Here is a 23,204-nt window from a genome sequence, read left to right on the forward strand (position 1 = left end):
CAACCGGGAGCGCAGATACTCCGCCGTGTTCGCGAACTCCGTCTTGCGGCGGCGCCGCACCTGCTGCGACCCGGACCCCTCCGGGGCAGCGGCGTCCCCGCTCCCGGTGCTGATCGCCGCCGCCGGGTCCGCCCACTCCCCCGCCCCCTCCGTCGCCGAAGCTGCGTCACCGGGCTCTGCGCTGGCCCCTGTGCTTGCTCCGAGTCCTGGGGCCGCCGCGTGTTCCCCGGTGGCGGCGATGTCCGCCCGCTCCACCGCCTGGGCGCCGACCGCCTGCAGGAACTCCACCAGCTTCGAAACGCCCTCCACCGCCGCCACCGTGTTGGCCAGGTCCCGGTTGCACAGGGACACCGCCTCGGCCGGTAAGCGGTCGGCGACATCCTGCAGCAGCACACACGCCTGGACCAGAGATGCTTCCATCTCCCCAGTGCGGTCCAACGGTGCAAGAGCCATACCACAATTTTATTAGTACACACATTCGATAGCCATCAAAAGGGCCCATTGTGTAGGAGTAGTGCCCAAAGGCAGGGCATGTGGGTAACAATGCGAATGGCCCGGGATGCCTCCTGCCTAGATTTGCGGCCATGGCCTTGCATCGCATCCGTTGGAGATCCAGCCGGCTTACTTTCCCAGACCTCCTGCAGCAGGCTCGGCCCCTGCCCCTTGCTCGCCCTTTGCCCCTTTGCCGAGCGTGCAGCCCGCGAGCGCGCGATCAGGTGGAAGGCCAGCAGCGCGCGAATCCGCGGTCACAAGCGGCTCGGCGTCAGGCCTAAGCACGGCGCCGCGATGCTACGTCGAAGCGACTGTCTCCGCATACGCCTCGCGCCATTTGGACCAGCCGTACAGACTCAAAATTCCCAGCAGGACGGTGAACACGATGCCGTCCAGTGCAAAGAGGACCTGCGGGATTGCGTTCGCTGCCGCTCTGGCCAGCCCCATCAGCGAGAGGGCGACGCCGATCCACCACGCTTCGATAACGCCGCGCGCGAGACCGAGGTACAGCAGCGGGGTCAGGAGGCTAACGACCGCCGCTTCAGCAATCGCCCACGGGTCCGCCATGAGCATCAGCATCATGGGCAGCACGTCTATGCCGAAGAAAAGCAGGACGAGTGCGATCAGCCCGGCCGCGGCCAGCCAGTCGGACCGCTCTACCGGATGGACCGGAACCCCGCCGGTCGCCGGCTGCCGGCGCGGCCGCCACCGCCACCGCCACCATCCGTAGGCGGCCACCGCAGGCAACACCAGGACGGCTAAGCTAAATCCGCCCGTCACGCCCATCAACACCATGGATAGGACCGGTTCCACCAGCAGCACCAGCCAGCCGGCCGGCTTCCGCAGTACCAAGAGCAGGACGCCGGCCACTTGCAGCAGCGGAAAGAGCATTGACGTCCACAGGAACAACCCGAAGCCTTGCGCGACGTCCGCCAGATCCATGCCCGCCCCCGTTGGTGAATGGTTCCGCACAGCCTAGCAAGCATCGGTTTACCAAAGCGTCAGCCGCGTCGGCTCGGGCGGGCCCATGAGTGACCAGCGCCTCAATGCGGTCGCTAGGATAGTTGCTGCAGTACACGAAGCCCTCCGAACCACTGCGACGAATCGACCACATGACTGAGTTATCCCTCTGGCGCTCGATTGCCCGGCTCAAACACTATGTCCGGCCCATCCTCCCCCGGCTGATCCTGGGATTCTTCAGCGCCCTCGGCGCCAGCCTGGTGGCGCTGGCCATTCCCCAGGTCTTGCGCGGCCTGGTGGACACCATCCACACCGGCGGCAGCCCCTCGGAGGTCTGGGGCCCCGCCGTCGTCATTGCCGTACTGGGCGTGGCCGAGGCCGGCCTGGTGTTTCTGCGTCGCGTGTTCGCGATCGCGCCCGCCACGGACGTGGAGATGGGCATGCGCACCAGCTTCTACCGGCACGTGCAGCACCTGCCGGCCGCGTTCCATGACCGCTGGGGCTCGGGCCAGCTGCTCTCCCGAGCCATGGCCGACCTGGGCCTGATCCGCCGGTGGCTGGCGTTCGGGTCGCTCATGCTGGTGGTCTCCTTCGTGACGGTGGTCGCGGGGCTGGCGCTGATGTTCGCGCTGAACCAGTTGCTGGGACTGATCTTCCTGGCCGCCGCCGTGCCCCTTGTCTGGCAGGGGTTCCGCTTCCGTACCGCGTTCGGCGCTTCCTCCCGGCTGAGCCAGGACCAGGCCGGCGACCTCGCCACCACGGTGGAGGAATCGGTGCACGGCATCCGGGTGCTCAAGGCCTTCGGCCGCGGCAAGTACGCGCTGGAGAACTTCCACGGGCAGGCCGAAGAACTGCGCCAGACCGAACTGGCCAAGGCCAGGACGCTGTCCAAGTTCCTCGCGACCGTCGTGTCGCTGCCCGATCTGGTGCTGGGCGCCGCGTTGGTCATCGGCATCATGCAGGTCTCCGGCGGGCACATGACCGTGGGCGACCTGGTCGCCTTCTTCGCCACCGCCGCCGTGGTGGCCGGTCCGGTGGAAGCGATCGGGTCCCTGATGGGCATGACGCTGACGGCGAAGACCGCCCTGGACCGGCACTTCGACGTGATGGATACGAAGAACACCATCATCGACCCGGAAGTACCCGCACCGGCCGGCCCCGTGCGCGGGGAACTGCGCCTGTCCGGCGTCGTCTTCCGGTATCCCGACGCCGCCGCGGACGCGGCCCCGGTCCTCGACGGCGTGGACCTGCACGTGCGCGCGGGCGAAACCTTGGCGCTGGTTGGGGTCACCGGCTCGGGCAAGAGCACCCTGCTGCAGCTGATCCCCCGGCTGTACGACGTCACCTCCGGCGCCGTGTTCCTGGACGGGACGGACATCCGTCATCTCCCGCTGGCCGAGCTGCGCGCCCGCGTCTCGGTGGCCTTCGAGGACTCCACGCTGTTCTCCACCTCGGTCCGGGACAACGTGCTGCTCGGTGCCCGTCCGGGCAGCGACAAGGACCTCCTCTCCCGGGCGCTCGAGGTGGCGCAGGCCGGGTTCTCCTACGACCTGCCGCAGGGCGTGGATACGCGGATCGGCGAGGAAGGGCTGAGCCTGTCCGGCGGGCAGCGGCAGCGGATCGCGCTGGCCCGGGCCATCGCCGCGCAACCGGCCGTGCTGGTGCTGGACGACCCGCTCTCGGCCCTGGACGTGCGGACCGAAGAAGCGGTGACGCAGCGGCTGCGGGAAGAACTCCGCGGCACCACCACCGTGATCGTGGCCCACCGGCCCTCCACCGTGGCGCTGGCCGACCGGGTGGCGCTGCTGCAGGACGGCCGGATTACGGCGGTCGGCACCCACTCGGAGCTGCTGCGCAGCAGCACACACTACCGGTACGTGATCGCCTCGCTGGCGGCCGAGCCCACCGTCGAAGACGTCCTGGACGCGAAGGAAGCCCGATGAGTTCCATGACCGGAGTCGCCGGCGAAGACAACATCAACCTGGACCAGGCCGACCGCAAGGCCGTCAGGCGGCGCTCCCTGCGGCTGCTGGGCGAACTGGTGTCCCCGCACAAGCGACTGTTCGCGCTCTCCATCGTGCTGGTGGTGGTCAGCAACGCCGCCCGGGCGGCCGGTCCGGTGCTGGTGGCCTTCGGCATCAACAATGCGCTGCCGGCCTTCACCGGCGGTGACACGATGCCCCTGGTGCTGGTCGGCGCCGCCTACGCCGCCGTCGCGATCGCCGGCGGATCCCTGCTGGCGGCCTACATCTACGTCACCGCCCGGCTCAGCCAGGCCATGCTGCTGGCCCTGCGGGTCCGGGTCTTCCGGCATACGCAACGGCTGAGCCTGGAGTTCCACGAAACCTATACCTCCGGCCGGATCATCTCCCGGCAGACGTCGGACCTGGAGGCGCTGCGGGAACTGCTGGACAACGGCGTCACCCAGCTGACCTCCGGCGTGATGTTCATGCTCTTCACCGCCATCAGCATCGCCGGACTGGACTGGAAGAGCGGGCTGATCATCCTGGTCGCCGCCATCCCCATCGCCTTCGTCACCCGGTGGTACCAAAAGGGCTCCGAGCTGGCCAACCGGGCCTCCCGGGTGGTGTCGGCCCGGCTGATCGTTCACTTCGTGGAAACCATGACCGGCATCCGGGCGGTCAAGGCCTTCCGCCGCGAGCGAGACAACTCCGAACGCTACAACGAGCTGGCCGCCGACTACCGCGGCGCGACCCTGCGGAACATCAGGTTCTTCGGCGTGCTCCAGCCGGTGCTGAACGGCGTCGGCAACCTGACCGTGGCCGCGGTCCTGCTGATCGGCGGCTTCCGCGTGCTCGACGGCGATCTCGCCATCGGCACCCTGGTCGCCGTGCTGCTGGCCACCAAGCAGGTCTTCCGCCCCACCGAACAGATCGCCATGTTCTACAGCTCCTTCCAGTCCGCGGCCTCGGCGCTGGAGAAGGTCTCCGGGCTGCTGGAGGAAGAACCGACCATCGTTCCCCCGGCCCGCCCGGTCCCGCTCAAAGACGCCCGCGGGGCAATCCGGTTCCGCGATGCCGTCTTCGGCTACGGCGACGGCCGGACGGTGCTGCCCAGGCTGAACCTGGACATTCCCGCCGGCCAGACGGTCGCCGTCGTCGGGCAGACCGGGGCCGGCAAGTCCACCGTGGCCAAACTGATCGCCCGCTTCTACGACCTGACCTCCGGGTCGCTCACCCTGGACGGGATCGAGCTGCGGCAGCTCTCCAACGAAGACCTGCGCCGCGCCGTCGTGATGGTCACGCAGGAAGCGTTCCTGTTCAGCGGCAGCGTCGCGGAGAACATCGCCCTGGGCAACCCGGAGGCGAGCCGCGCGCAGATCGAGGACGCCGCCCGCGCCGTCGGCGCCCACGAGTTCATCCTGTCGCTGCCCGAGGGCTACGACACCGACGTGAACAAGCGCGGCGGCCGCGTCTCGGCCGGACAGCGGCAGCTCATCTCCTTCGCGCGCGCGTTCCTGGCCGACCCCGCGGTGCTGATCCTGGACGAGGCCACCGCGTCGCTGGACATTCCCAGCGAGCGCCAGGTGCAGGAGGGCCTGCAGACGCTGTTGGGCAACCGCACGGCGCTGATCATCGCGCACCGGCTTTCCACCGTCGAGATCGCCGACCGGGTGCTGGTCATCCACGAGGGCCGGGTGGTCGAGGACGGCTCGCCGGCGGAACTGATCGCCGGCAACGGCCGCTTCGCCCAACTGCACGCCGCGTGGAGGGACTCGCTGGTCTGACCGAGGTCGGGTCTGACCGAGGCGTGGCCGGGCCGCCGCCCTGGCCTGACCGAGGCCGGGCCGGGCCGTCGCCGATTTCTCCTTTGGGGGCTGTCTCCGCTATCCTTGAACAGTTGCTTTCGCGGCCGTCACGACGAGGGCGGGGGCAACGGTATCGGGGTGTGGCGCAGCTTGGTAGCGCGCGTCGTTCGGGACGACGAGGTCGCAGGTTCAAATCCTGTCACCCCGACCAACCACGGAACTCCCGCTGCTCTTCGGAGCGGCGGGAGTTCTTGCTTTTCCGCTCCCGGAACCGGTTTGTACCGGACGAAAGTTGTGAACCCGGCCCAAAAGCGGGAAGTATGGACCCATGGGGTCTCTGCAGCGCTCGGCGCTCATCGTAGGGGCCGGGATCGGCGGGCTCGCCACTGCGCGGGCCTTGCAACGAACCGGCTGGAAAGTCCACGTGGTCGAACGCGCCGGAACGCTGCAGCAGCTGGGCACCGGGTTGACGATCTGGGCCAACGGGACGCGCGCCCTGCAGCGGCTCGGCGTGCTGGACGCCTTTGAAGAGGCTTCCCTCCCGGTCGGCGGCAGCTCGCACGACCAGTTCGGCAACGTGCTGTCCACGTTCAGCAGCGACGACCTCCGGCGCCGCTACGGCCACCCGCTGCGTTCCATCCACCGCTCGGACCTCACCACGCTGTTGAACGACGCGCTCTACGTCAACACGGTGCATCTGGGCCTGCAGGCGGTGAAGTTCCGGCGCGATCCGCACGGCGGAACGGTCACGCTGGACAACGGCGGCTCCCTGCACGCCGACCTGGTGGTCGGCGCAGACGGCCTGCGCTCGCTGGTCCGCCACGACCTCGTCGGCGACGGCGCCCCGCGTGCCTCCGGAATCACCGCAATGCGCGCGGTCTGCCCGATCGGCGACCTCGATCCCGCCTGGCTGCCCTGGGGTGAGTCCTGGGGCAACGGGGAAGTCTTCGGCATGGTCCCGCTGCCCGGTAACCTCATTTACTGGTACGCCACCATGCCCAACCATGTGCTGGCGCAGGACGACGAGGTCCTCTGGCGCACCCTGGCCCTGCAGCGCTTCGAGGGCTGGCACCCGGCCGTCCGGGCGGTCATCGGCGCCACCAAGAGCCAGGACATCATGGCGCACGAACTGTTCGACCGGAAACCCGCCGCCGTCTGGTCCGGCAGCCACGCCACCCTGGTGGGCGACGCCGCGCACCCCATGCTGCCGTTCCTCGGCCAAGGCGCCGGCCAGGCCCTCGAGGACGCCGTCGCGCTGGCCGACGCGCTGAACGCCGACTGGAACATCACCACGGCCCTGCGCAACTACGAACGGGCCCGGGCCCCGCATACCGCCAAGGTCGTCGAGCGTTCGCGCAAGATGGCGGCCATGGCACGGCAGCAGAAGCCGTGGAAGCAGAAGCTCCAGCGGACGGTGATGAGCAAGGCGCCGCAGGCCCTGGTCCTCAAGCAGTTGGACGACGTCGTCGGCCGCGTCACAAGTGACCCGCGGGCGCCGCGGCGCCCTCACCATTGACTCTGCCGGCGCCGCGTACTGGAATGGAAGATAACTCCGTCAGCAGGGGTGTCTATGTTCCTCGCAGAGTTCGCGCAGCTGGCCGTGGCCACGGCCGTGCTGGCTGCCGTGGTTTTCCTGACCTCCTACGCGGTGGAACGCGGCCTGCGCCGCCGCCCCGATCCGGACACCGCGTTCTGGTACTGCTTCTCCGGGCTGTGCTGCGCCCTGGCCGTGGTGCTCGCCGCCGCGGTCGTCTTCCCGTCCGCCGTGCCGCTCTGGCTGCTGCTCGCTGCCGGCTGCGCCGCGCCCGCCGTCTGGCGGATCAGCCGTTCCGCCGCCGCCGCCATCCATTACCAGGACAGCCGGGACTGGCATGAAGCCGCGGCCCGGCACGACGCCCTCCGGTCCCGCTGGCTGGCCTACGAACTGGATCCGGCGCTGGCCATCGATTACCCGGACATGTCGGACGTCTCGCGCCCGGCGACCGCTGCCATGCTGCGGGCCCTGAAACGTGCGGACGCGCTGCGTTCCCTCGGTCCTGCCGACGACGGCGGTGCCGGCGACTATGCCACGGCCGTCGCCGAAGCCGCGGCCCGGCTGGCGGCCGCCGAGCGCACGGCCGGCCGCCTCCCGGAAACCGCTCCCGACTCCCCCGCGGGCCCGGCCGGGCTGCCGGCCCGCCCTCTGTAGGCCCGCCCTCTGCCGGACCCCCTGGGCGCGGCCGGGAGCGCCCGGCACGGCCCCGCGCCGCTGCCGGTCAGGCGAACGTCCGGCCGGTGAGCCGTTCGTAGGCTTCGACGTAACGCGCCCGCGTCTTCTGCACGATGTCCTCCGGCAGGGCCGGCGGCGCGGCGTCCGAGTTCTTGTCCCAGCCGGAGTCGGGCGACGTCAGCCAGTCACGCACGAACTGCTTGTCGAACGACGGCTGCGCCTGGCCCGGCTCGTAGGTGTCCGCGTCCCAGAACCGCGAGGAGTCGGGGGTCAGCACCTCGTCGCCCAGGGTGATCTCCCCCGTCGTGGGGTCGACGCCAAACTCGACCTTGGTGTCCGCCAGGATGATTCCCCGCTCCCGTGCGATCGCTTCGGCGCGCGTATAGATCTGCAGCGTCTTCTCGCGCAGCCGGGCGGCGGTCTCCGCCCCGACGGTCTGCACCACGGCGTCGTAGGTGATGTTCTCGTCGTGCTCGCCCACCTCGGCCTTGGCCGAGGGGGTGAAGATGGCTGGCTCCAGCCGGGAGCCGTCCACCAGGCCGGCCGGCAGCGGCAACCCGCACACGGTCCGGGATTGCCGGTACTCGGCGAGGCCGGACCCGGTCAGGTAGCCGCGGGCGATGCATTCCACCGGGTACATGTCCAGTTTCTTGCAGACCATCGCCCGGTTGGCCACCGCGTCGGGCACCTCGGTGGACACCACGTGGTGCGCCACCGGGTCGTCCCCCTGGGCGAGCTGTTCGAACCACCACAGGCTCAGCTGGGTGAGGATCCGGCCCTTGTCCGGGATCTCGCTGGACAGCACGTGGTCGTAGGCGCTGATCCGGTCGCTCGCCACCACCAGCACGGTGTCATTGCGCCGGTCCAACAGGCCCTCGGCTGCAATGTCGTCGCTGGCCGTCTCCACCTGCTGCGGGGCGGCCGGGACGTACAGGTCGCGGACCTTGCCGGAGTAGACGTGCTTCCAGCCGGGCAGTTCGAGTACTTCGGGGGCAAATGCCATGGTTGACGGTCCTCAGTCTCTCTGTGCGCCGGCCCGGGAGTTCGGGCCGGACGCGGGCACCTTGATCTTGCCCTCGGCGGCCAGCAGGGCAATGTCGCTGCGGTACTGCGACCCCTCCAGGCTGATGGCTTCGATGCCTTCGTAGGCACGTTCGCGGGCTTCCACCAGGTCTTCACCCAGCGCGACGACGGCGAGTACCCGCCCGCCGGCGCTGACCACCTTGTCGTTCTCGTCCAAAGCGGTCCCGGCGTGGATCACGTGCACGTCGGTCAAGGCATTGGCCTTCTTCAGGCCCCGGATCCGGTCTCCGGTGCGCGGGGTTCCCGGGTAATTCTCCGAGGCCAGCACTACCGTGACGGCGGACCGCCGGGACCAGACCAGCTGTTCGGTGTCATCCAGTTCCCCCTTGGCGGCCGCCAGCAGCAGCCCGCCCAGCGGTGTGCGCAGCCGGGCCAGTACCGCCTGGGTTTCCGGGTCTCCGAAGCGGGCGTTGAATTCGATCACCCGCAGGCCGCGGCCGGTCACGGCCAGCCCGCAGAACAGCACGCCCACGAACGGGGTGCCGCGGTGGGCCATCTCGCGGATGGTCGGCAGCGCGACGCGGTCCATGACTTCGTCCACGAAACCGGGCGGCAGCCAGGTCAGCGGCGTGTAGGCGCCCATGCCGCCGGTGTTCGGGCCCTCGTCACCGTCGAAGATCCGCTTGAAATCCTGCGCCGGCACCAGCGGGATGGCGCGTTCGCCGTCGGAAATCACAAACAGGGAGACTTCGGGGCCGTCGAGGAATTCCTCAATGACCACGGAACCGCCGGCGTCGAAGCAGGCCTGGGCGTGCGCCAGGGCGGCGTCGCGGTCTTCGGTCACCACCACGCCCTTGCCGGCCGCCAGCCCGTCGTCCTTGACCACGTAGGGGGCCCCGAACGAATCCAGGGCTGCGGCCGCCTCGTCGGCGTTGGTGGCAACATGCGCCATGGCGGTGGGCACGTTCGCCGCGGCCATGACCTGCTTAGCGAAGGCCTTGGAGCCTTCGAGCCTGGCCGCTTCCTTGCTGGGGCCGAACACCGGGATCCCGGCCACGCGCAGCGGGTCGGCCACGCCGGCGGCCAGCGGGGCCTCCGGGCCCACCACCACCAGGTCGGACTCCAGCCGCCGGGCCAGCTCGGTCACCGCCGCCGGGTCGCCCGCATCCACCTGGTGCGTGGGCACCAGCTGCGCGATCCCGGCGTTGCCGGGGGCGGCGTGCACCTCGGTGACAAAGGGATCGGCCAGCAGGGAACGGATTATTGCGTGCTCGCGGCCGCCGGGGCCGATCACAAGTACCTTCACAAGGAACTAGCCTACTGGTCGCGGGGCGGAGCCTCGAAGTTGTTGCACCGGCCCTAAACTAAGTCCATGCCCGAGACATTCAAAGCCGCGGACGCCGTGGAACTGGCCGTCGTTGAACGCAACGGTTTCATCGAGTCCCGCCATCTGGGCTCCGCGGTGGTCATGGCCGCCGACGGCACCGTGGTGACCGAACTCGGCGACATCACCGCACCGATCTTCCCGCGTTCAACCCTCAAGCCCTTCCAGGCCCTGGCCGCCATGCAGTCCGGCGTCCCGCTGCGCGGCGACCAGGTGGCTCTGGCCTGCGCCAGCCATGTGGGGTCGCTGGAGCACATGGACGTGGTGGAGGGCATGCTCAAAGCCGCCGGCCTGACCGACGCCGATCTTCGCTGCCCGCCGGCCTGGCCGCAGGACGAGCAGGCGCGCGGCTGGCTGGTCCGCACCGAACGCGGCCAGCAGCGGCTGTCTTTCAACTGCTCCGGCAAGCACGCCGCCTTCCTCTGGGCCTGCGTGGAGAACGGCTGGAACACCCACACCTACCTGGAACCGAACCACCCCCTCCAGCGCCGCGTGATGGAGGTCATCGAGGAGTACGCCGAAGAAAAGATCGAGCACATCGCCGTCGACGGCTGCGGCGCCCCGGCACCCGCGCTGTCGTTGACCGGACTGGCCCGCGCCGTCGGGAAGCTGGCGAAGGCGCCGGCGGACAAGAACGCCGATGCCCGCGCCGCCACCATCGCCACCGCCATGCTGGACTACCCGTGGGCGGTGCACGGCTGGGGCCAGGAAAACACCGTGGTGATGGAGCAGCTGGGGGTCGTTGCCAAGTCCGGCGCCGAGGGCGTGATGGTGATGGCCACACCCAACGGCGTCTCGGCGGCGGTGAAGATCCTGGACGGCAGCGGCCGCGCCGGTTCCCTGATCGCGCTGACCCTGCTGGCCGCCTGCGGCGCCGTCGACGTGGAGAAGGTGGGCCCGGTGCTGGAGGACGTGGTCAAGCCCGTCCTCGGCGGCGGCCAGCCGGTCGGCAGGCTGCGGCTGGCACCGCCCATGGTCGCGCTGCTGGACTGAGCCCCGGAAGGACCTTATTCGATGGGAGTACGACGCCGGATCCCGGCTCGGGAGGGCGACGCCGCCGTGGGTGCGTGGCGCGGCGGCGCCACGGACCGGAAGACCACTGCCACGGCGGTGCGGTACGCGTTGGAGGAACTGGCCGAGCGTGCCCCCGGCAACAGCGTGGAGGTGCGGGTGCCGCCGTTCGGCGTCGCCCAGTGCATCGAGGGCCCGCGGCACACCCGGGGCACACCGCCGAACGTGGTGGAAACCGACCCGGCCACCTGGCTTGCCCTGGTGACGGGGGCGCTCGGATGGGACGCCGCCGTCGCCGAGGGCAGGGTCGCTGCCTCCGGGCTGCGGGCCGAACTGGCGGACAAGCTGCCGCTCTTCGCCCGGTAGGCTGGATCGTATGACTTCTGAGCAAGAACCGGCTCGCGACCGCAGACCCATCGAGCCGGAGCGCCGCGACGTCACCGTTCGCCGGGCGCCGAAGTACGCGCCCTTCATCGCCGTCTGGGCCGTGCTGGGCGTCGTGCTGGCCGCCGTGTCTGCCTACACCGGGCCGGAGAACGCGGAGTTCACCCGCGGCACCGTTTTCGCCTTCCTGGCCGTGCTGTTCGGCCTGGCCGGCATCCTGGTGGGATCGCTCCTGTTCCTGCTCATCGACCGGGCCAGCGTCAAGCGCGCGAAGCACGTGACGGCAGTTGCCGAACCCGGGCAGGAAGACTCCGCGGACCCCGCGGACCCGGGCCCTGCCGACCTCCCTGCGTCGCCCGGTGGCCGGGACGGGAGCACCGCCGTCCCCCGCGAACGGGACGGCGAAACCGGGGGCGGGGCCGAGGGCGAAACCGGGGGCGGCACCGAGGGCGAACGCCGGGCGTAACCTGCCGGCCGGCGCCCGTAATGCCGGTCACCTCGGTGCGCCCGAGCGGCGGGGTGCATGAGAGAATGGGCGGGTGGCACGCGGTGACGGAAAACTCTCCCATGAACTTCTCCCCGGCGAAAAGGGACCCCAGGACGCCTGTGGCGTTTTCGGCGTCTGGGCACCCGGCGAAGAAGTAGCAAAACTTACCTACTACGGCCTGTACGCCCTGCAGCACCGCGGACAGGAATCCGCCGGTATTGCCACCAGCGACGGCAAACGCATCAACGTCTACAAAGACATGGGCCTGGTGTCCCAGGTCTTCGACGAGACCACCCTCAACACACTGAGCGGGCACATCGCCGTCGGCCATTGCCGCTATTCCACCACCGGCGGATCCACGTGGGCGAATGCGCAGCCGACGCTGGGCGCCACCGCCACGGGCACCGTCGCGCTGGCCCACAACGGCAACCTGACCAACTCCGCCGAGCTGTACGAGAAGGTGCTGGAGAAGTTCGGCAAGCCCGACCGCGGCGAGCTGGCCCAGGGCAACACCACGGACACCGCGCTGGTCACCGCGCTCATGGCCGGCGAGGAGGGCCAGACCCTCGAGGAACGTTCGCTGGAGCTGCTGCCCAAGCTGCGCGGCGCTTTCTGCTTTACCTTCATGGACGAAGGCACGCTGTACGCCGCCCGCGACCCGGCCGGGGTCCGCCCGCTGGTGCTGGGCCGGCTGGAGCGCGGCTGGGTGGTCGCCTCCGAGACCGCGGCGCTGGACATCGTGGGTGCATCCTTCGTCCGCGAAGTCGAACCCGGCGAATTCATCGCCATCGACGAGAACGGCCTGCGCTCCCAGCGCTTCGCCGAGAAAAAGCCTGCCGGTTGCGTCTTCGAATACGTCTACCTGGCCCGCCCGGACACGTCCATCAACGGCCGCAGCATCCACGCTGCCCGCGTGGAAATGGGCCGGAAGCTGGCCAAGGAACACCCGGCCGAGGCCGACCTGGTGATTCCGACGCCGGAATCCGGGACCCCGGCCGCCATCGGCTATGCCGAGGCGTCGGGCATCCCCTACGGACAGGGACTGGTTAAAAACGCCTACGTGGGCCGGACCTTCATCCAGCCCAGCCAGACCATCCGCAAGCTCGGCATCCGGTTGAAGCTGAACCCGCTTCGGTCGGTGGTGCAGGGCAAACGGCTGGTGGTGATTGACGATTCGATCGTCCGCGGCAACACCCAGCGGGCCCTGGTCCGGATGTTGCGTGAAGCAGGTGCGGCCGAGGTGCATGTGCGCATCTCGTCTCCGCCCATTAAGTGGCCGTGCTTCTACGGCATCGACTTCGCCAGCCGGGCCGAGCTGATCGCGAACGGCATCGGGGTCGAAGATGTCAGGGCGTCACTCGGCGCCGACAGCCTGGGATACATCTCCGAAGAGGGCATGATCGAGGCGACCGAACAGCCCCGCGAGCGGCTGTGCACCGCGTGTTTCACGGGCAAGTATCCGATCGAACTGCCCACCGCCGACCGCCTGGGCAAGAACCTGCTGGAACGCGGCGAGGCGGACCAGGAACACGGCTCGTGCGACCCCGGGCCGGATTCGGAACTGGAGAAGCTCCTGACCGCCGACGACAAGAAAGAGCGAGTATGACCTCCCCCGAACAGGGCCAGATCACCTACGCCAGCGCCGGCGTCGACGTAGAGGCCGGAGACAAGGCCGTCGAGCTGATGAAGGGGGCCATCAAGGCCACTCACAACGCCAACGTCATCGGCGGGGTCGGTGGTTTCGCCGGCCTGTACGACGTTTCGGCACTGCTGAAGTACCGCAAGCCACTGCTGGCCACCTCCACCGACGGAGTGGGCACCAAGGTCGCCATCGCCCAGGCCATGGACATCCACGACACCATCGGCTTCGACCTGGTCGGCATGGTGGTGGACGACATCGTGGTGGTCGGGGCGGAGCCGCTGTTCATGACCGACTACATCGCCTGCGGCAAGGTGGTCCCGGAACGGATCGCCGACATCGTGCGCGGCATCGCCGCCGCCTGCGAGGTGGCCGGCACCGCGCTGGTGGGCGGGGAGACCGCCGAGCACCCCGGTCTGCTGGGCGAACACGAATACGACGTTGCCGGCGCCGCCACCGGCCTGGTCGAGGCCGACGACCTGCTGGGCCCGGAGCGGGTCAAGGACGGGGACGTCGTCATCGGCATGGCCTCCTCGGGCCTCCATTCCAACGGGTATTCGCTGGTCCGCCGGGTGATCAACCACGCCGGCTGGGCGCTGGACCGGCAGGTCAGCGAATTCGGCCGGACACTGGGCGAGGAACTCCTGGAGCCCACCCGCGTCTACGCGGCGGACTGCCTGGACCTGGCACGCTACGAAGCAGCCGGCGTCCACGGCTTCAGCCACGTCACCGGCGGCGGCCTGGCCGCGAACCTCGCGCGCGTGCTGCCGCAGGGACTCATGGCCACCGTGGACCGTTCCACCTGGGAGCTGCCGGCCATCTTCAAGCTCATCGGCGAACTGGGCAACGTCCCGCAGGCCGACCTGGAACGGACGCTGAACCTCGGCGTCGGCATGGTTGCCATTGTGGACCGCGCCGGTGCCGATGCCGCCCTGCAGCGCCTGAATGAGCGCGGCGTGCCCGCGTGGGTGATGGGCCAGGTCGGTCCCGCCGATCCGTCCCTCGGCGGCATCGATTATGTCCAGGGCGCCAAGGGCGTCGACGGCGGTGCCGTCCACCTGGTGAACTCCTACGCCTAGCCCGCCCGCACACCGGACCGCCCCTGCACCGCGAACGCGACGGTGCGGGGGCGGTTTTGTCCGGCATACCGGCCGGCTGGCCCGGGTGGCACACTGGACGGATGGGTGCGTACGTGGTGGTGGCGTTCGTCAGGCCGGTGACCGCCGGCTACACGTTCCCGCGCAGCCGGTGGCCGCTGCACATCACGCTGGCCCGCTTCGATACGCGGGAGCCGGCCGTGGCCGTCAGGGAACGCGTCGGCCGGGCTTTCTCCGGCTGCCCGGGGTGTGACGTGCGCATCGGTGCCGACGCGTTCTTCGGCCGGGACGGATCCGTGCCGGTCTCGCTCGTCGAGCCGGAGCCACAGCTGCAGTTGCTGCACGACAGCCTGCTCGACGCGCTGGGCGATGAGGTCCACCTGCTGAGTCCGCACCACCTGCGGGAGAACTTCCGCCCGCACGTCAGCCATCAGGCAGAAGGCCGGCTCCACGCCGGCGACACCGTCCACGTGGGCCAGGCGGCGCTGGTGGACATGCGTCCGGACGGAGACCCGAGGCATCGCCGGGTGATCGACGTGTGGGCCCTGACGGACGCCCCGGAGCCGCAGCGGTCCGGCGCCTGAGTCCGGGAGTCTGGGCAGGCACTTCCGCGCACGCCATGCGCACCCACCGATCGACCACCCCATGAGGGTGAGGCTGGTGAGTGATCCCGTCCGGGAAGAAACGACCGAGCCGGCTAGCCTACGTTGCGGCTGCCGTGGTCTTCGTCGTCGTCGTACTGATCCGCGTACTTGTCCTCGTAGTCCGAGTAGTCCGGCTCATATGGCTCCTCGGAAAACGTGTCGGAGTTATGGCGTTTCGCAGCGCCGAGTTCGCGCTGGAGAGCAGTCAAGTCAGTGGCCGGGCTGAAATACTTCATGTCCCGGGCCTGCCTGGTTGCTTTTGCCTTCTGACGGCCGCGCCCCATGGCGTGACCCCCTTTGTACGTCGATCCGGAAGTGGTCGCACGACTGGCGCACGAGGTCCCGGAATAATTGATCAATTCTGTCGTACCTATAGGGTACATGGTTTTCACGACCGCTCGTGGCACGCGAACAGTGCCTGCGAGGGGGCCCGCCCGGACCCCGAAACGACTAAATCGTGCGGCGACGCGGGATTGTTGGCTAAAGTCATCGTGGACCGGTTCTCCCCTTCTCCCGGAGGACAACACGCACGGAAGGCAAGTTTCCCCATGAGCGAACAGGACAAGCGGCCTGACGACGACGGGAGGCCTCCGCTGGAGCGCCCCGAGAGCCTCGAGGTACCCGACCCCAGCCTGCACGTCAGCGCGGACGAGGTGCAGCTGGCCGAGCCAACACTGGGACAGGCGCGCATCAGCGAGGATGCCGCCACCGAGGCCGACCTGGCCAAAGCTGCCGCCGAAGCCGAAGAGGTGGAGAAGGAAGCCGATGCCGCCGGCCAACTGGTGGGCGGCACCCGCGAGGACCGCGCCATCAAGGCCCGCGGCACCGCGCCCGCGGGAGCACCCGCCGGCGACCAGGACGCGGCGGGCGAGGCCCCGGCCGGCGCCCGTGCCCCGGCGGAAGCCCCGGAACGGGACGCGGCTTCGAAGCCCGACGCCGCTCGCAACCCCGACCCCGGGGCCGCCGCCGCGACCGGGGCGCCGGCATCACCGGCTGCGGCCGTCCCGCCGTCGGCCTGGGAGTCCGCGCCGTCCGGCACCGACGGCTCCGCGCCGGAGAAGAAGTGGTACTCCACCGCCGCCGACGGCCTGCGCGGCAGCGGGGCCGGTGACGAAGCGTCCGGCGATCCCGCCGCGGGCCCGGCGCGGAAAATGGACTGGAAGCCGCTGGTCATCATCGGCGCGGTCGTCATTGTGGCCATCGTGATTATCGCCATGATCGTCTCCAGCCTGACGAGCGGCTCGCCCGCCGGCGGGGCGGCAAGTCCGGCATCGTCGCAGACCGTCGCCGAGACGCCTAACGGGGACGGCGTCGTCGCGGAGAACGTCTCGCCGTTCGATTTCCAGCAGGGTCAGTGCTTCACCGACTTCGAGGCCGTCATGCAGGAGGCAACCGTTGTCACCTGCGACACGCCGCATACGGCGCAGCTGGTGGGCACCTTCTCCTACGGGGACGACGAAGAGTTCCCGGGCGCCGACGAACTGAACATCAAGGCCCAGGAGGTCTGCACGGCCGTTGCCCTCAACGACTCCGCGGCCGACCAGCCGGATCTCAAGGACTCCTACGGCATGCCTTCGAAGGAGACGTGGGAGGCGCAGGGCGATCGCAGGATCGACTGCTTCAAGATCGCCGAGGAGGGCCAGGAGATCACCGGCTCGCTGGTGGACTAGTAACCCGACATAAAACAGTCCGGCGGCCCCGCCTTGGCGGGACCGCCGGACTTCTCCCGGGACTCTGCGGGCTGCTCAGGTCAGCCGCCCCGGACCGCCCCCACCTTCGACTGCACGCTCAGGCCGCCGGCCCCGCCGTCGACGTCGATCTCCGGCACATCCACCAGCACGGTGTCGCCGTCGCTGATCGCGCCCGCGAGGAGGCCGCGGGCCAGCTTGTCGCCGATCTCGCGCTGGACCAGCCGGCGCAGCGGCCGGGCGCCGTAGGCGGGATCGAAGCCGGTCAGGGCCAGCCATTCGCGGGCCGCGTCCGTGACCTCGAGGGTCAGCCGGCGTTCGGCCAGCCGCGCAGCCAGCGCCGCCACCTGCAGATCCACGATCCGGGAGAGTTCCTCGATGCTCAGCGGGTCGAAGATGATCACGTCATCCAGCCGGTTGAGGAACTCCGGCTTGAAGCTGGCGTTCACCACGTTCAGGACCGCTTCGCGCTTCGTGTCCGCGTCCATGGTCTGGTCCACGAGGAACTGCGAGCCGAGGTTGGAGGTCAGCACCAGGATCACGTTGCGGAAGTCCACGGTGCGGCCCTGCCCGTCGGTGAGGCGTCCGTCGTCGAGTACCTGCAGGAGGATGTCGAAGGCCTCGGGATGGGCCTTCTCCACCTCGTCCAGCAGCACCACGGAGTAGGGACGGCGCCGGACGGCCTCGGTCAGCTGGCCGCCCTCTTCGTAGCCCACGTAGCCCGGAGGGGCGCCGACCAGGCGCGACACGGAGTGCTTTTCCGAGTACTCGCTCATGTCGATCCGGACCATGGCCCGTTCGTCGTCGAACAGGAAGTCCGCCAGCGCCTTGGCCAGCTCGGTCTTGCCGACGCCGGTGGGACCCAGGAAGAGGAACGAGCCGGTGGGCCGGTCCGGGTCGCTGATGCCCGCCCGGGCGCGCCGTACCGCGTCCGCGACCGAGGCAACCGCCTTGGACTGGCCGATCAGCCGCGAGCCGATGTGTTCCTCCATCTGCAGCAGCTTCTGGCTCTCGCCCTGCAGCATGCGGCCGGCGGGGATGCCGGTCCACGCGGAGATGACCTCGGCGATGTCGTCGGCGGTGACCTCCTCGGAGACCATCTGGTCCCGGCCCGCGCCGCCCTGTTCCTCGGCCGCCTGCGCCTGGGCCAGATCCTTTTCGAGCGTGGGGATTTCCCCGTACAGGATCCGGGAGGCCTCGGCCAGGTCGCCCTCGCGCTGCGACTTGTCGGCCTGCGAGCGCAGCTCGTCCAGCTTGGCCTTCAGGTCGCCCACCCGGTTCAGCCCGGCCTTCTCCGCCTCCCACCGGGAGTTCAGGGCCGCCAGCTGCTCCTTCTTGTCTGCCATGTCGGCGCGCAGCGCCTCCAGCCGTTCCCGGGAGGCCGCGTCGGTCTCGTTGGCCAGCGCCAGTTCTTCCATTGTGAGCCGGTCGACGGCGCGGCGCAGCTGGTCGATCTCCTCGGGCGCCGAATCGATCTCCATCCGCAGCCGGGAGGCGGCCTCGTCCACCAGGTCGATGGCCTTGTCCGGCAGCTGCCGGCCGGAGATGTAGCGGTTGGACAGCGTCGCGGCGGCCACCAGGGCAGAGTCCCCGATCGATACCTTGTGGTGCGCCTCGTAGCGCTCCTTGAGCCCGCGCAGGATACCGATGGTGTCCTCGACGCTCGGCTCCCCCACGTAGACCTGCTGGAAGCGCCGCTCCAGCGCCGGATCCTTCTCGATATTCTCGCGGTATTCGTCCAGCGTGGTGGCGCCGATCAGCCGCAGCTCGCCGCGGGCCAGCATCGGCTTGAGCATGTTGCCGGCGTCCATCGAGCCTTCGGATGCCCCGGCGCCGACGACGGTATGCAACTCGTCGATGAAGGTGACAATCTGACCGTCCGAGTTCTTGATCTCTTCCAGCACGGCCTTCAGCCGTTCCTCGAACTCGCCCCGGTACTTGGCGCCGGCCACCATGGCCGCGAGGTCCAGCGACATCAGCGTCTTGCCGCGCAGCGATTCGGGCACGTCGCCGGCCACCATCCGCTGGGCCAGGCCCTCCACCACGGCGGTCTTGCCGACCCCGGGTTCGCCAATCAGCACGGGGTTGTTCTTGGTGCGGCGCGAGAGCACCTGGACCACGCGGCGGATTTCCGCGTCCCGGCCGATCACCGGATCCAGCTTCCCGGCGCGCGCGATGGCGGTCAGGTCGGTGCCGAACTTCTCCAGCGCCTGGAACGTGTTCTCCGGGTCGGCGCTGGTGACCTTCCGGTCTCCGCGCACCCCCGGCAGGGCGGCGAGGAGTGCTTCGTGGGATGCGCCGGCGTCGCGCAGGATCTTCCCGACGGCGGCGTTGTCCGCCGCGAGGCCCAGCAGCAGATGCTCGGTGGAGACGAAGGAGTCCCCCAGCTTCTCCGCCTCCTGCTGGGCGGCCTTCACCGCCTGAAGCAGGCCCCGGGAGTACTGCGCTTGCGCCACGGAGGATCCCGACGACGACGGCAGGGCCTTGATCGCGGTGCTCGCCTGGACACTCACCGAGTCCGGATCGGCCCCGGCGGACTTCAGCACGGCGACGGCCACGCCCTCCCGCTGGTCCATCAGGGCCTTGAGCAGGTGGGCGGGCTCGATCTGCGGATTGCCCGCCGTCGAGGCGTTCATGGCCGCGGCCGACAGCGCTTCCTGGCTCTTGGTGGTGAATTTAGCGTCCAACACATCTCTCCGTTCGCTCCGGAATGGATCTGGCCAGCCCCATCAGTGCTGGTCCTGAAACTAAGTTGAGTCTAGTCCACTCAACTTTGGATGTAAAGTTATCCACAGGCTGCGGAGCCTGCTTGCCCACCTGCGGAGCCAGGCTCCCCCTACCGGAGCTCTGCTTCCCCGCCGCCGGAGCCTGCTTGCCCACCACCATCTTGTCGCCCCGGCGCCCCTGCCCGGAAGGGCGTCCGGCGCATAGGCTGGAGCGGGGACGTGCAGGAAGCGGGACGGAGGTGGCCCTGACGGAAACCATGTTGGAAACTGCCCGGCTGCTGCTGAACCAGCCGACGCCGGAGGACATCAGTGCCATGTTCCGAATCCTCTCCGACCGGCGCACCACGCGGTTTAACCCGTCCGACGCGCTCATCTGGAACGAGGAAGCCGAGGGCCTTTTCCAGCGCTGGGAAAGGCAGTGGGAGGACCACGGCGTGGGCTACTTTGCCGTCCGCCTGCCCGGCCATGAAGACCCCATCGGCTTTGCCGGCGTCAAGCACGTGGCACTGTCCGGCCGCCCGGTGCTCAATCTCTACTACCGTTTCGACCCCGCCGTGTGGCACCGCGGCTACGGGCGCGAGGCGGTGGTTGCCGTCGTGGCCCATGTCAACGAGTTTTTGGAACTGCCGCCCATCCTGGCGCTGGTCCATCCGGCCAACACCGCGTCCCTGCGCATCGTCACGTCGCTGGGGTTCGAACGGAACGAGGCCGCGGCGGTCAGCGGCCCGGACGGCTACCAGGACGCTTATGTGCTGAACTGGGACCGGCAGCTTTAACATCCGGTCAAGGAGTCCCAGTGGAGATCATTCGCGCAGCCGCGCTCAAGGAACAGCGGTGGCGGAACGGCGGCGGCACCACCAGGGAACTGGCGGCCGGCGACGTCGGCGCGGACGGGCTCCCCGGCTGGCGGTTAAGCCTGGCGGACATCACGTCGGACGGCGGCTTCTCCGAATATCCGGGCGTGGACCGGATATTCACCATCGTGGACGGCGACGTCGCCTTCCTGACCGTGGACGGCAGCCAGCACCGGATGGAACGCTACCGACCGTTCCGGTTCGACGGCGGCAGCAGCACGGACTGCAGCCTGCCCACCGGGCCGTGCCGTGCGCTGAACGTCATGACCCGCCGCGGGACCTGGGGCGCCGGCCTGCTGATCGTCGAGCTCTCGAAGAAACAGCCGCTGCGGCTGGCGGACGGACAGTACCTGGTGCTGCTGCAGGGCCAGGCGCAGGCGACGTCGGGCGACACCGCCCAGCCGCTGAATCCCTACGACACCGTGGTCGGCTCGGTGGCGGCCGAGGTCAGCGGCCGCGGGTTCGCGGCACTGGTGTCGGTTCATCCCGCCGGGGACTGAGGGCGGCGGGCATCCGATTGGCGCCGGTTCCCTACTGCGCGGCGGCGTCCTCGACCTTGACGGCGGAAACCTCGAACTCGAGCATCACGCGGTCCGACACGAGCATGCCGCCCGAGTCCAGGGCAGTGTTCCATTTGACCCCGAACTCCTGCCGGTCGATGCGCCGGGAGCCCTCAAAGCCCGCCCGTAGCTGCCCGCCCGGGTCCCGCTCCACGCCGATGAAGTCAATCGGAACCGCCACCTGCTTGGTGATGCCGCGGATGGTCAGGTCGCCGTTCACAATGAAGTTTGCGCTTTCCACCTGATCGATGCGGGTGCTGACGAACGTAATCTCCGGATAGTTCGGCGCATCGAAGAAGTCGTTCGTGCGCAGATGCTCGTCGCGTTGCGGGCTGCGGGTATCGATGCTGGCGACCTTGATCGTGACCTTGACGGACGAATTGGCCGGGTTGTCCACGTCAGCCTGGATGATGCCTTCGACGTCGTTGAACGCGCCCCGGACTTTGGTCACCATGGCATGGCGGGTGGAAAATCCGATCCGGGTATGGGCCGGGTCGAACCGCCACTCGCCGGACAGATCAGGAGATAGTTCGGACATGGCAGCGCTCCTCCTCTGGCACAGGCACTGCCCTCCCCAAAAGCCAGATGGATGCCCGGCCGTCTCCTTCAGCCGCGTGCGGCTCGTGTGGTAATTCCAACACAAAATGGGACCCTGCGCACCACCTCCGCGGGTGAATTTCGGGCCGCGTTGGTGACCCGCAACCGCACCCGGCCGGCGGGATGCGCGCCCTATCCCAGCCTGTCAGGGATCAATAGACTGATGCCATGAGCACCGCGAACGAGATGCCTTCGACGACGCAGTTGCCTGTGGCCGATTGCTGGAAATTGTTCCGCAGCGCCGACTTCGGCCGGCTCGGAGTCGTCGTCGATTCCCACCCGGAGATCTTTCCGGTCAATTACGTCGTGGACCACGGCAGCATCGTGTTCCGCTCCGCCCCGGGAACCAAGCTCGACGCCGCCCTCGCCGGCGAAGTGGTGCTGGAGGTGGACGGCTTCGACCCGGCCACCGGGGTCGCCTGGAGCGCCGTCGCGCGCGGCAGCGCCCAGCGGATGAACAGCATCGAGGAGGTCCTGGAGTCGGCAATGCTGCCGCTGTTCCCCTGGCAGTCGGGCGAAAAGAACAATTTCGTCCGCATCGTTCCCACGGTGGTCACCGGACGGCGTTTTGTGGTGCCGGCATCGGCCCGCCGCACGCCGGGGCTCAGCGACAGCCGGCGGTTGCAGATCGAGTAACCGCCCTTGTGGCCTCGTGGCAAGCCGACATCATCGACCGGTCAGCGCCAAGTAACGGTCAACGCCAGCCAACGGCGCCCGGCTGGTAGCCGGGAATGTAACCCGGGAACGCCCGGTCGGTGGGCACGATCTGCTTGCCCAGCGGCGTCAGGGACACCGGAATCATCTTGAGGTTGGCGATCGCCAGCGGGATGCCGATGATGGTGATCGCCTGCGCCACCGCCGTCAGCACATGCCCGATCGCGATCCAGATGCCGGCGACCAGCAACCAGATGATGTTCCCCAGGGTGGACATGAAGTAGGTGCGCCCGCCGCGGTCCACCACCATGCGGCCGAACGGCCACAGCGCGTATCCCGCGATGCGGAACGACGCAATGCCGAACGGGATCGTCACGATCAGCAGGCAGCAGACGATGCCGGCCAGGAAGTAACCCAGCGCCAGCCAGATGCCGCCGAACAGGAGCCAGATAACGTTCAGGAGTGCCTTCATCCCACCATTCTGGCCGCGGACGCGCTCGGCCGCCATACGGGATGCCCCTGAGTGTCCCCCGAGGTGCCCTTGGGGCGCGGGTCTTGCCGGCTGTCGGGCAGCCCCCGGGACCACCCGAGCTCCACGCGGCCCGAGGCCAGGGGCTGACGCAGAGATCGCCTGCCACGACCCCCGACCCGGCGCAACGTCGGGGTTTGGCTGCGAAATGACCCGTCACAACCCCTGACCTGAACGTAAACCGTGGACCTCGCGGCTAAGGCAAGGATCACGGAAGCCTGCGCTACAGGACCTTGCCCTATCCGAACACAGAGAGGCCGCAGGGCGGTCCCTTCCGTACGGAGGGACCGCCCTGCGGCCTTCGGCTACTCGCCGGGCTTCGCTTACCCGGCTTGGTTTGCCTGCTGGGTTTCCCCCGCTTAGCTTGTGCGGCGCTTTTCCTGCGAAGCCGGTGCCGTGGCGCGGCGCGGGCCGCGGCGGGCCGGACGCTCGGCAGCCGGAGTCTCCGACCGGAAGACCGGGCGGGTGCCGCCGGCCGTGGAGCGCTGCGGGCCGCC

The 23,204-nt window shown here is 69.1% G+C and carries 22 protein-coding genes and 1 tRNA gene; 15 read left to right on the plus strand and 8 right to left on the minus strand.

Going from position 1 to position 23,204, the window contains the following annotated elements; all coding sequences use genetic code 11:
* Positions 1 to 453: hypothetical protein (locus AC5RUP_RS16640; RefSeq protein ID WP_494158773.1), on the minus strand; the 453-nt coding region annotated here is incomplete at its 3' end.
* A 336-nt stretch (positions 454 to 789) separates the two neighbouring features.
* Positions 790 to 1,434 carry a hypothetical protein gene (locus AC5RUP_RS16645; protein ID WP_494154364.1) on the minus strand — a complete coding sequence of 215 codons (645 nt, stop codon included), beginning with the start codon at positions 1,432 to 1,434 and terminating at the stop codon, positions 790 to 792.
* A 170-nt stretch (positions 1,435 to 1,604) separates the two neighbouring features.
* On the opposite strand from AC5RUP_RS16645, the gene AC5RUP_RS16650 reads away from it, so the two are divergent.
* The 5 genes from AC5RUP_RS16650 (at position 1,605) to AC5RUP_RS16670 (ending at position 7,409) form a co-directional block, all read left to right on the plus strand.
* Complete coding sequence (locus AC5RUP_RS16650) at positions 1,605 to 3,395, plus strand: ABC transporter ATP-binding protein (RefSeq protein WP_494154365.1); 1,791 nt, start codon at positions 1,605 to 1,607, stop codon at positions 3,393 to 3,395.
* Positions 3,392 to 5,200 carry an ABC transporter ATP-binding protein gene (locus tag AC5RUP_RS16655; protein WP_494154366.1) on the plus strand — a complete coding sequence of 603 codons (1,809 nt, stop codon included), beginning with the start codon at positions 3,392 to 3,394 and terminating at the stop codon, positions 5,198 to 5,200. Before AC5RUP_RS16650 ends, AC5RUP_RS16655 begins: the two co-directional genes overlap by 4 nt.
* Before the next feature lie 155 nt (positions 5,201 to 5,355).
* A tRNA-Pro gene (locus AC5RUP_RS16660) sits at positions 5,356 to 5,432 on the plus strand.
* Between the two features lie 117 nt (positions 5,433 to 5,549).
* The gene (locus tag AC5RUP_RS16665; RefSeq protein ID WP_494154367.1) at positions 5,550 to 6,737 is read left to right on the plus strand and encodes an FAD-dependent monooxygenase; all 1,188 of its coding nucleotides are present in this window, start codon (positions 5,550 to 5,552) and stop codon (positions 6,735 to 6,737) included.
* A gap of 54 nt (positions 6,738 to 6,791) precedes the next feature.
* Positions 6,792 to 7,409: a hypothetical protein gene (locus tag AC5RUP_RS16670; RefSeq protein WP_494158774.1), complete on the plus strand. Its 618-nt coding sequence runs from the start codon at positions 6,792 to 6,794 to the stop codon at positions 7,407 to 7,409.
* A gap of 67 nt (positions 7,410 to 7,476) precedes the next feature.
* On the opposite strand, the gene AC5RUP_RS16675 is transcribed toward AC5RUP_RS16670, so the two are convergent.
* Together AC5RUP_RS16675 and purD are read right to left on the minus strand one after the other, a co-directional pair.
* Complete coding sequence (locus AC5RUP_RS16675; RefSeq protein ID WP_494064905.1) at positions 7,477 to 8,433, minus strand: phosphoribosylaminoimidazolesuccinocarboxamide synthase; 957 nt, start codon at positions 8,431 to 8,433, stop codon at positions 7,477 to 7,479.
* Positions 8,434 to 8,445: 12 nt separating this feature from the next.
* Positions 8,446 to 9,759, minus strand: coding sequence for a phosphoribosylamine--glycine ligase (gene purD, locus AC5RUP_RS16680; protein WP_494158775.1), 1,314 nt, complete (start codon positions 9,757 to 9,759; stop codon positions 8,446 to 8,448).
* A 66-nt stretch (positions 9,760 to 9,825) separates the two neighbouring features.
* On the opposite strand from purD, the gene AC5RUP_RS16685 reads away from it, so the two are divergent.
* From AC5RUP_RS16685 to AC5RUP_RS16710, 6 genes are all read left to right on the plus strand, one after another.
* Complete coding sequence (locus tag AC5RUP_RS16685) at positions 9,826 to 10,830, plus strand: asparaginase (protein ID WP_494149960.1); 1,005 nt, start codon at positions 9,826 to 9,828, stop codon at positions 10,828 to 10,830.
* A gap of 21 nt (positions 10,831 to 10,851) precedes the next feature.
* A complete protein-coding gene (locus AC5RUP_RS16690; protein ID WP_494155077.1) occupies positions 10,852 to 11,214 on the plus strand; it encodes a sterol carrier family protein in 363 nt (120 codons plus the stop codon).
* A 10-nt stretch (positions 11,215 to 11,224) separates the two neighbouring features.
* Positions 11,225 to 11,698, plus strand: a complete 474-nt coding sequence (locus tag AC5RUP_RS16695) for a hypothetical protein (RefSeq protein ID WP_494158776.1) — start codon at positions 11,225 to 11,227, stop codon at positions 11,696 to 11,698.
* A gap of 73 nt (positions 11,699 to 11,771) precedes the next feature.
* Positions 11,772 to 13,325 carry an amidophosphoribosyltransferase gene (gene purF, locus AC5RUP_RS16700; protein ID WP_494149957.1) on the plus strand — a complete coding sequence of 518 codons (1,554 nt, stop codon included), beginning with the start codon at positions 11,772 to 11,774 and terminating at the stop codon, positions 13,323 to 13,325.
* Positions 13,322 to 14,437 carry a phosphoribosylformylglycinamidine cyclo-ligase gene (gene purM / locus AC5RUP_RS16705; RefSeq protein ID WP_494012868.1) on the plus strand — a complete coding sequence of 372 codons (1,116 nt, stop codon included), beginning with the start codon at positions 13,322 to 13,324 and terminating at the stop codon, positions 14,435 to 14,437. The genes purF and purM overlap by 4 nt, the downstream gene beginning before the upstream one ends.
* A gap of 101 nt (positions 14,438 to 14,538) precedes the next feature.
* Positions 14,539 to 15,039, plus strand: a complete 501-nt coding sequence (locus AC5RUP_RS16710) for a 2'-5' RNA ligase family protein (protein ID WP_494154723.1) — start codon at positions 14,539 to 14,541, stop codon at positions 15,037 to 15,039.
* Positions 15,040 to 15,152: 113 nt separating this feature from the next.
* Here the strand turns inward: AC5RUP_RS16710 and AC5RUP_RS16715 are convergent, their stop codons facing one another.
* Entirely contained in the window at positions 15,153 to 15,383 is a 231-nt protein-coding gene (locus tag AC5RUP_RS16715; protein WP_493978099.1) for a DUF3073 domain-containing protein, read from the minus strand.
* 264 nt (positions 15,384 to 15,647) lie between these two features.
* Here AC5RUP_RS16715 and AC5RUP_RS16720 point away from each other — a divergent pair, with 264 nt between their 5' ends.
* On the plus strand, positions 15,648 to 16,769 hold the full coding sequence (locus AC5RUP_RS16720; protein ID WP_494158777.1) for a septum formation family protein: 1,122 nt from the start codon (positions 15,648 to 15,650) through the stop codon (positions 16,767 to 16,769).
* An 80-nt stretch (positions 16,770 to 16,849) separates the two neighbouring features.
* Here the strand turns inward: AC5RUP_RS16720 and clpB are convergent, their stop codons facing one another.
* Positions 16,850 to 19,474 (minus strand): ATP-dependent chaperone ClpB, encoded by a 2,625-nt coding sequence (gene clpB / locus AC5RUP_RS16725; RefSeq protein ID WP_494154346.1) that lies wholly within the window; start codon positions 19,472 to 19,474, stop codon positions 16,850 to 16,852.
* A 278-nt stretch (positions 19,475 to 19,752) separates the two neighbouring features.
* On the opposite strand from clpB, the gene AC5RUP_RS16730 reads away from it, so the two are divergent.
* The gene (locus AC5RUP_RS16730) at positions 19,753 to 20,289 is read left to right on the plus strand and encodes a GNAT family N-acetyltransferase (protein WP_494132240.1); all 537 of its coding nucleotides are present in this window, start codon (positions 19,753 to 19,755) and stop codon (positions 20,287 to 20,289) included.
* Between the two features lie 20 nt (positions 20,290 to 20,309).
* A complete protein-coding gene (locus tag AC5RUP_RS16735; RefSeq protein ID WP_494154345.1) occupies positions 20,310 to 20,867 on the plus strand; it encodes a HutD/Ves family protein in 558 nt (185 codons plus the stop codon).
* 31 nt (positions 20,868 to 20,898) lie between these two features.
* On the opposite strand, the gene AC5RUP_RS16740 is transcribed toward AC5RUP_RS16735, so the two are convergent.
* Complete coding sequence (locus tag AC5RUP_RS16740; protein WP_494000684.1) at positions 20,899 to 21,465, minus strand: YceI family protein; 567 nt, start codon at positions 21,463 to 21,465, stop codon at positions 20,899 to 20,901.
* 227 nt (positions 21,466 to 21,692) lie between these two features.
* On the opposite strand from AC5RUP_RS16740, the gene AC5RUP_RS16745 reads away from it, so the two are divergent.
* Complete coding sequence (locus AC5RUP_RS16745) at positions 21,693 to 22,160, plus strand: pyridoxamine 5'-phosphate oxidase family protein (RefSeq protein ID WP_494132242.1); 468 nt, start codon at positions 21,693 to 21,695, stop codon at positions 22,158 to 22,160.
* 58 nt (positions 22,161 to 22,218) lie between these two features.
* Here the strand turns inward: AC5RUP_RS16745 and AC5RUP_RS16750 are convergent, their stop codons facing one another.
* The gene (locus AC5RUP_RS16750; RefSeq protein ID WP_494064917.1) at positions 22,219 to 22,650 is read right to left on the minus strand and encodes a YccF domain-containing protein; all 432 of its coding nucleotides are present in this window, start codon (positions 22,648 to 22,650) and stop codon (positions 22,219 to 22,221) included.
* Positions 22,651 to 23,204 lie beyond the last annotated feature (554 nt).

It is taken from the genome of Arthrobacter sp. Y3223151 (assembly GCF_059091125.1).

What these genes read in the sequence shown, in the direction of transcription:
- AC5RUP_RS16645 (WP_494154364.1), bottom strand. Translation starts at nt 1,434, where the DNA reads ATGGATCTGGCGGACGTCGCGCAAGGCTTCGGGTTGTTCCTGTGGACG.
- AC5RUP_RS16650 (WP_494154365.1), top strand. Translation starts at nt 1,605, where the DNA reads ATGACTGAGTTATCCCTCTGGCGCTCGATTGCCCGGCTCAAACACTAT.
- AC5RUP_RS16655 (WP_494154366.1), top strand. Translation starts at nt 3,392, where the DNA reads ATGAGTTCCATGACCGGAGTCGCCGGCGAAGACAACATCAACCTGGAC.
- AC5RUP_RS16665 (WP_494154367.1), top strand. Translation starts at nt 5,550, where the DNA reads ATGGGGTCTCTGCAGCGCTCGGCGCTCATCGTAGGGGCCGGGATCGGC.
- AC5RUP_RS16670 (WP_494158774.1), top strand. Translation starts at nt 6,792, where the DNA reads ATGTTCCTCGCAGAGTTCGCGCAGCTGGCCGTGGCCACGGCCGTGCTG.
- AC5RUP_RS16675 (WP_494064905.1), bottom strand. Translation starts at nt 8,433, where the DNA reads ATGGCATTTGCCCCCGAAGTACTCGAACTGCCCGGCTGGAAGCACGTC.
- AC5RUP_RS16685 (WP_494149960.1), top strand. Translation starts at nt 9,826, where the DNA reads ATGCCCGAGACATTCAAAGCCGCGGACGCCGTGGAACTGGCCGTCGTT.
- AC5RUP_RS16690 (WP_494155077.1), top strand. Translation starts at nt 10,852, where the DNA reads ATGGGAGTACGACGCCGGATCCCGGCTCGGGAGGGCGACGCCGCCGTG.
- AC5RUP_RS16695 (WP_494158776.1), top strand. Translation starts at nt 11,225, where the DNA reads ATGACTTCTGAGCAAGAACCGGCTCGCGACCGCAGACCCATCGAGCCG.
- purM (WP_494012868.1), top strand. Translation starts at nt 13,322, where the DNA reads ATGACCTCCCCCGAACAGGGCCAGATCACCTACGCCAGCGCCGGCGTC.
- AC5RUP_RS16710 (WP_494154723.1), top strand. Translation starts at nt 14,539, where the DNA reads ATGGGTGCGTACGTGGTGGTGGCGTTCGTCAGGCCGGTGACCGCCGGC.
- AC5RUP_RS16715 (WP_493978099.1), bottom strand. Translation starts at nt 15,383, where the DNA reads ATGGGGCGCGGCCGTCAGAAGGCAAAAGCAACCAGGCAGGCCCGGGAC.
- AC5RUP_RS16720 (WP_494158777.1), top strand. Translation starts at nt 15,648, where the DNA reads ATGAGCGAACAGGACAAGCGGCCTGACGACGACGGGAGGCCTCCGCTG.
- AC5RUP_RS16740 (WP_494000684.1), bottom strand. Translation starts at nt 21,465, where the DNA reads ATGTCCGAACTATCTCCTGATCTGTCCGGCGAGTGGCGGTTCGACCCG.
- AC5RUP_RS16745 (WP_494132242.1), top strand. Translation starts at nt 21,693, where the DNA reads ATGAGCACCGCGAACGAGATGCCTTCGACGACGCAGTTGCCTGTGGCC.
- AC5RUP_RS16750 (WP_494064917.1), bottom strand. Translation starts at nt 22,650, where the DNA reads ATGAAGGCACTCCTGAACGTTATCTGGCTCCTGTTCGGCGGCATCTGG.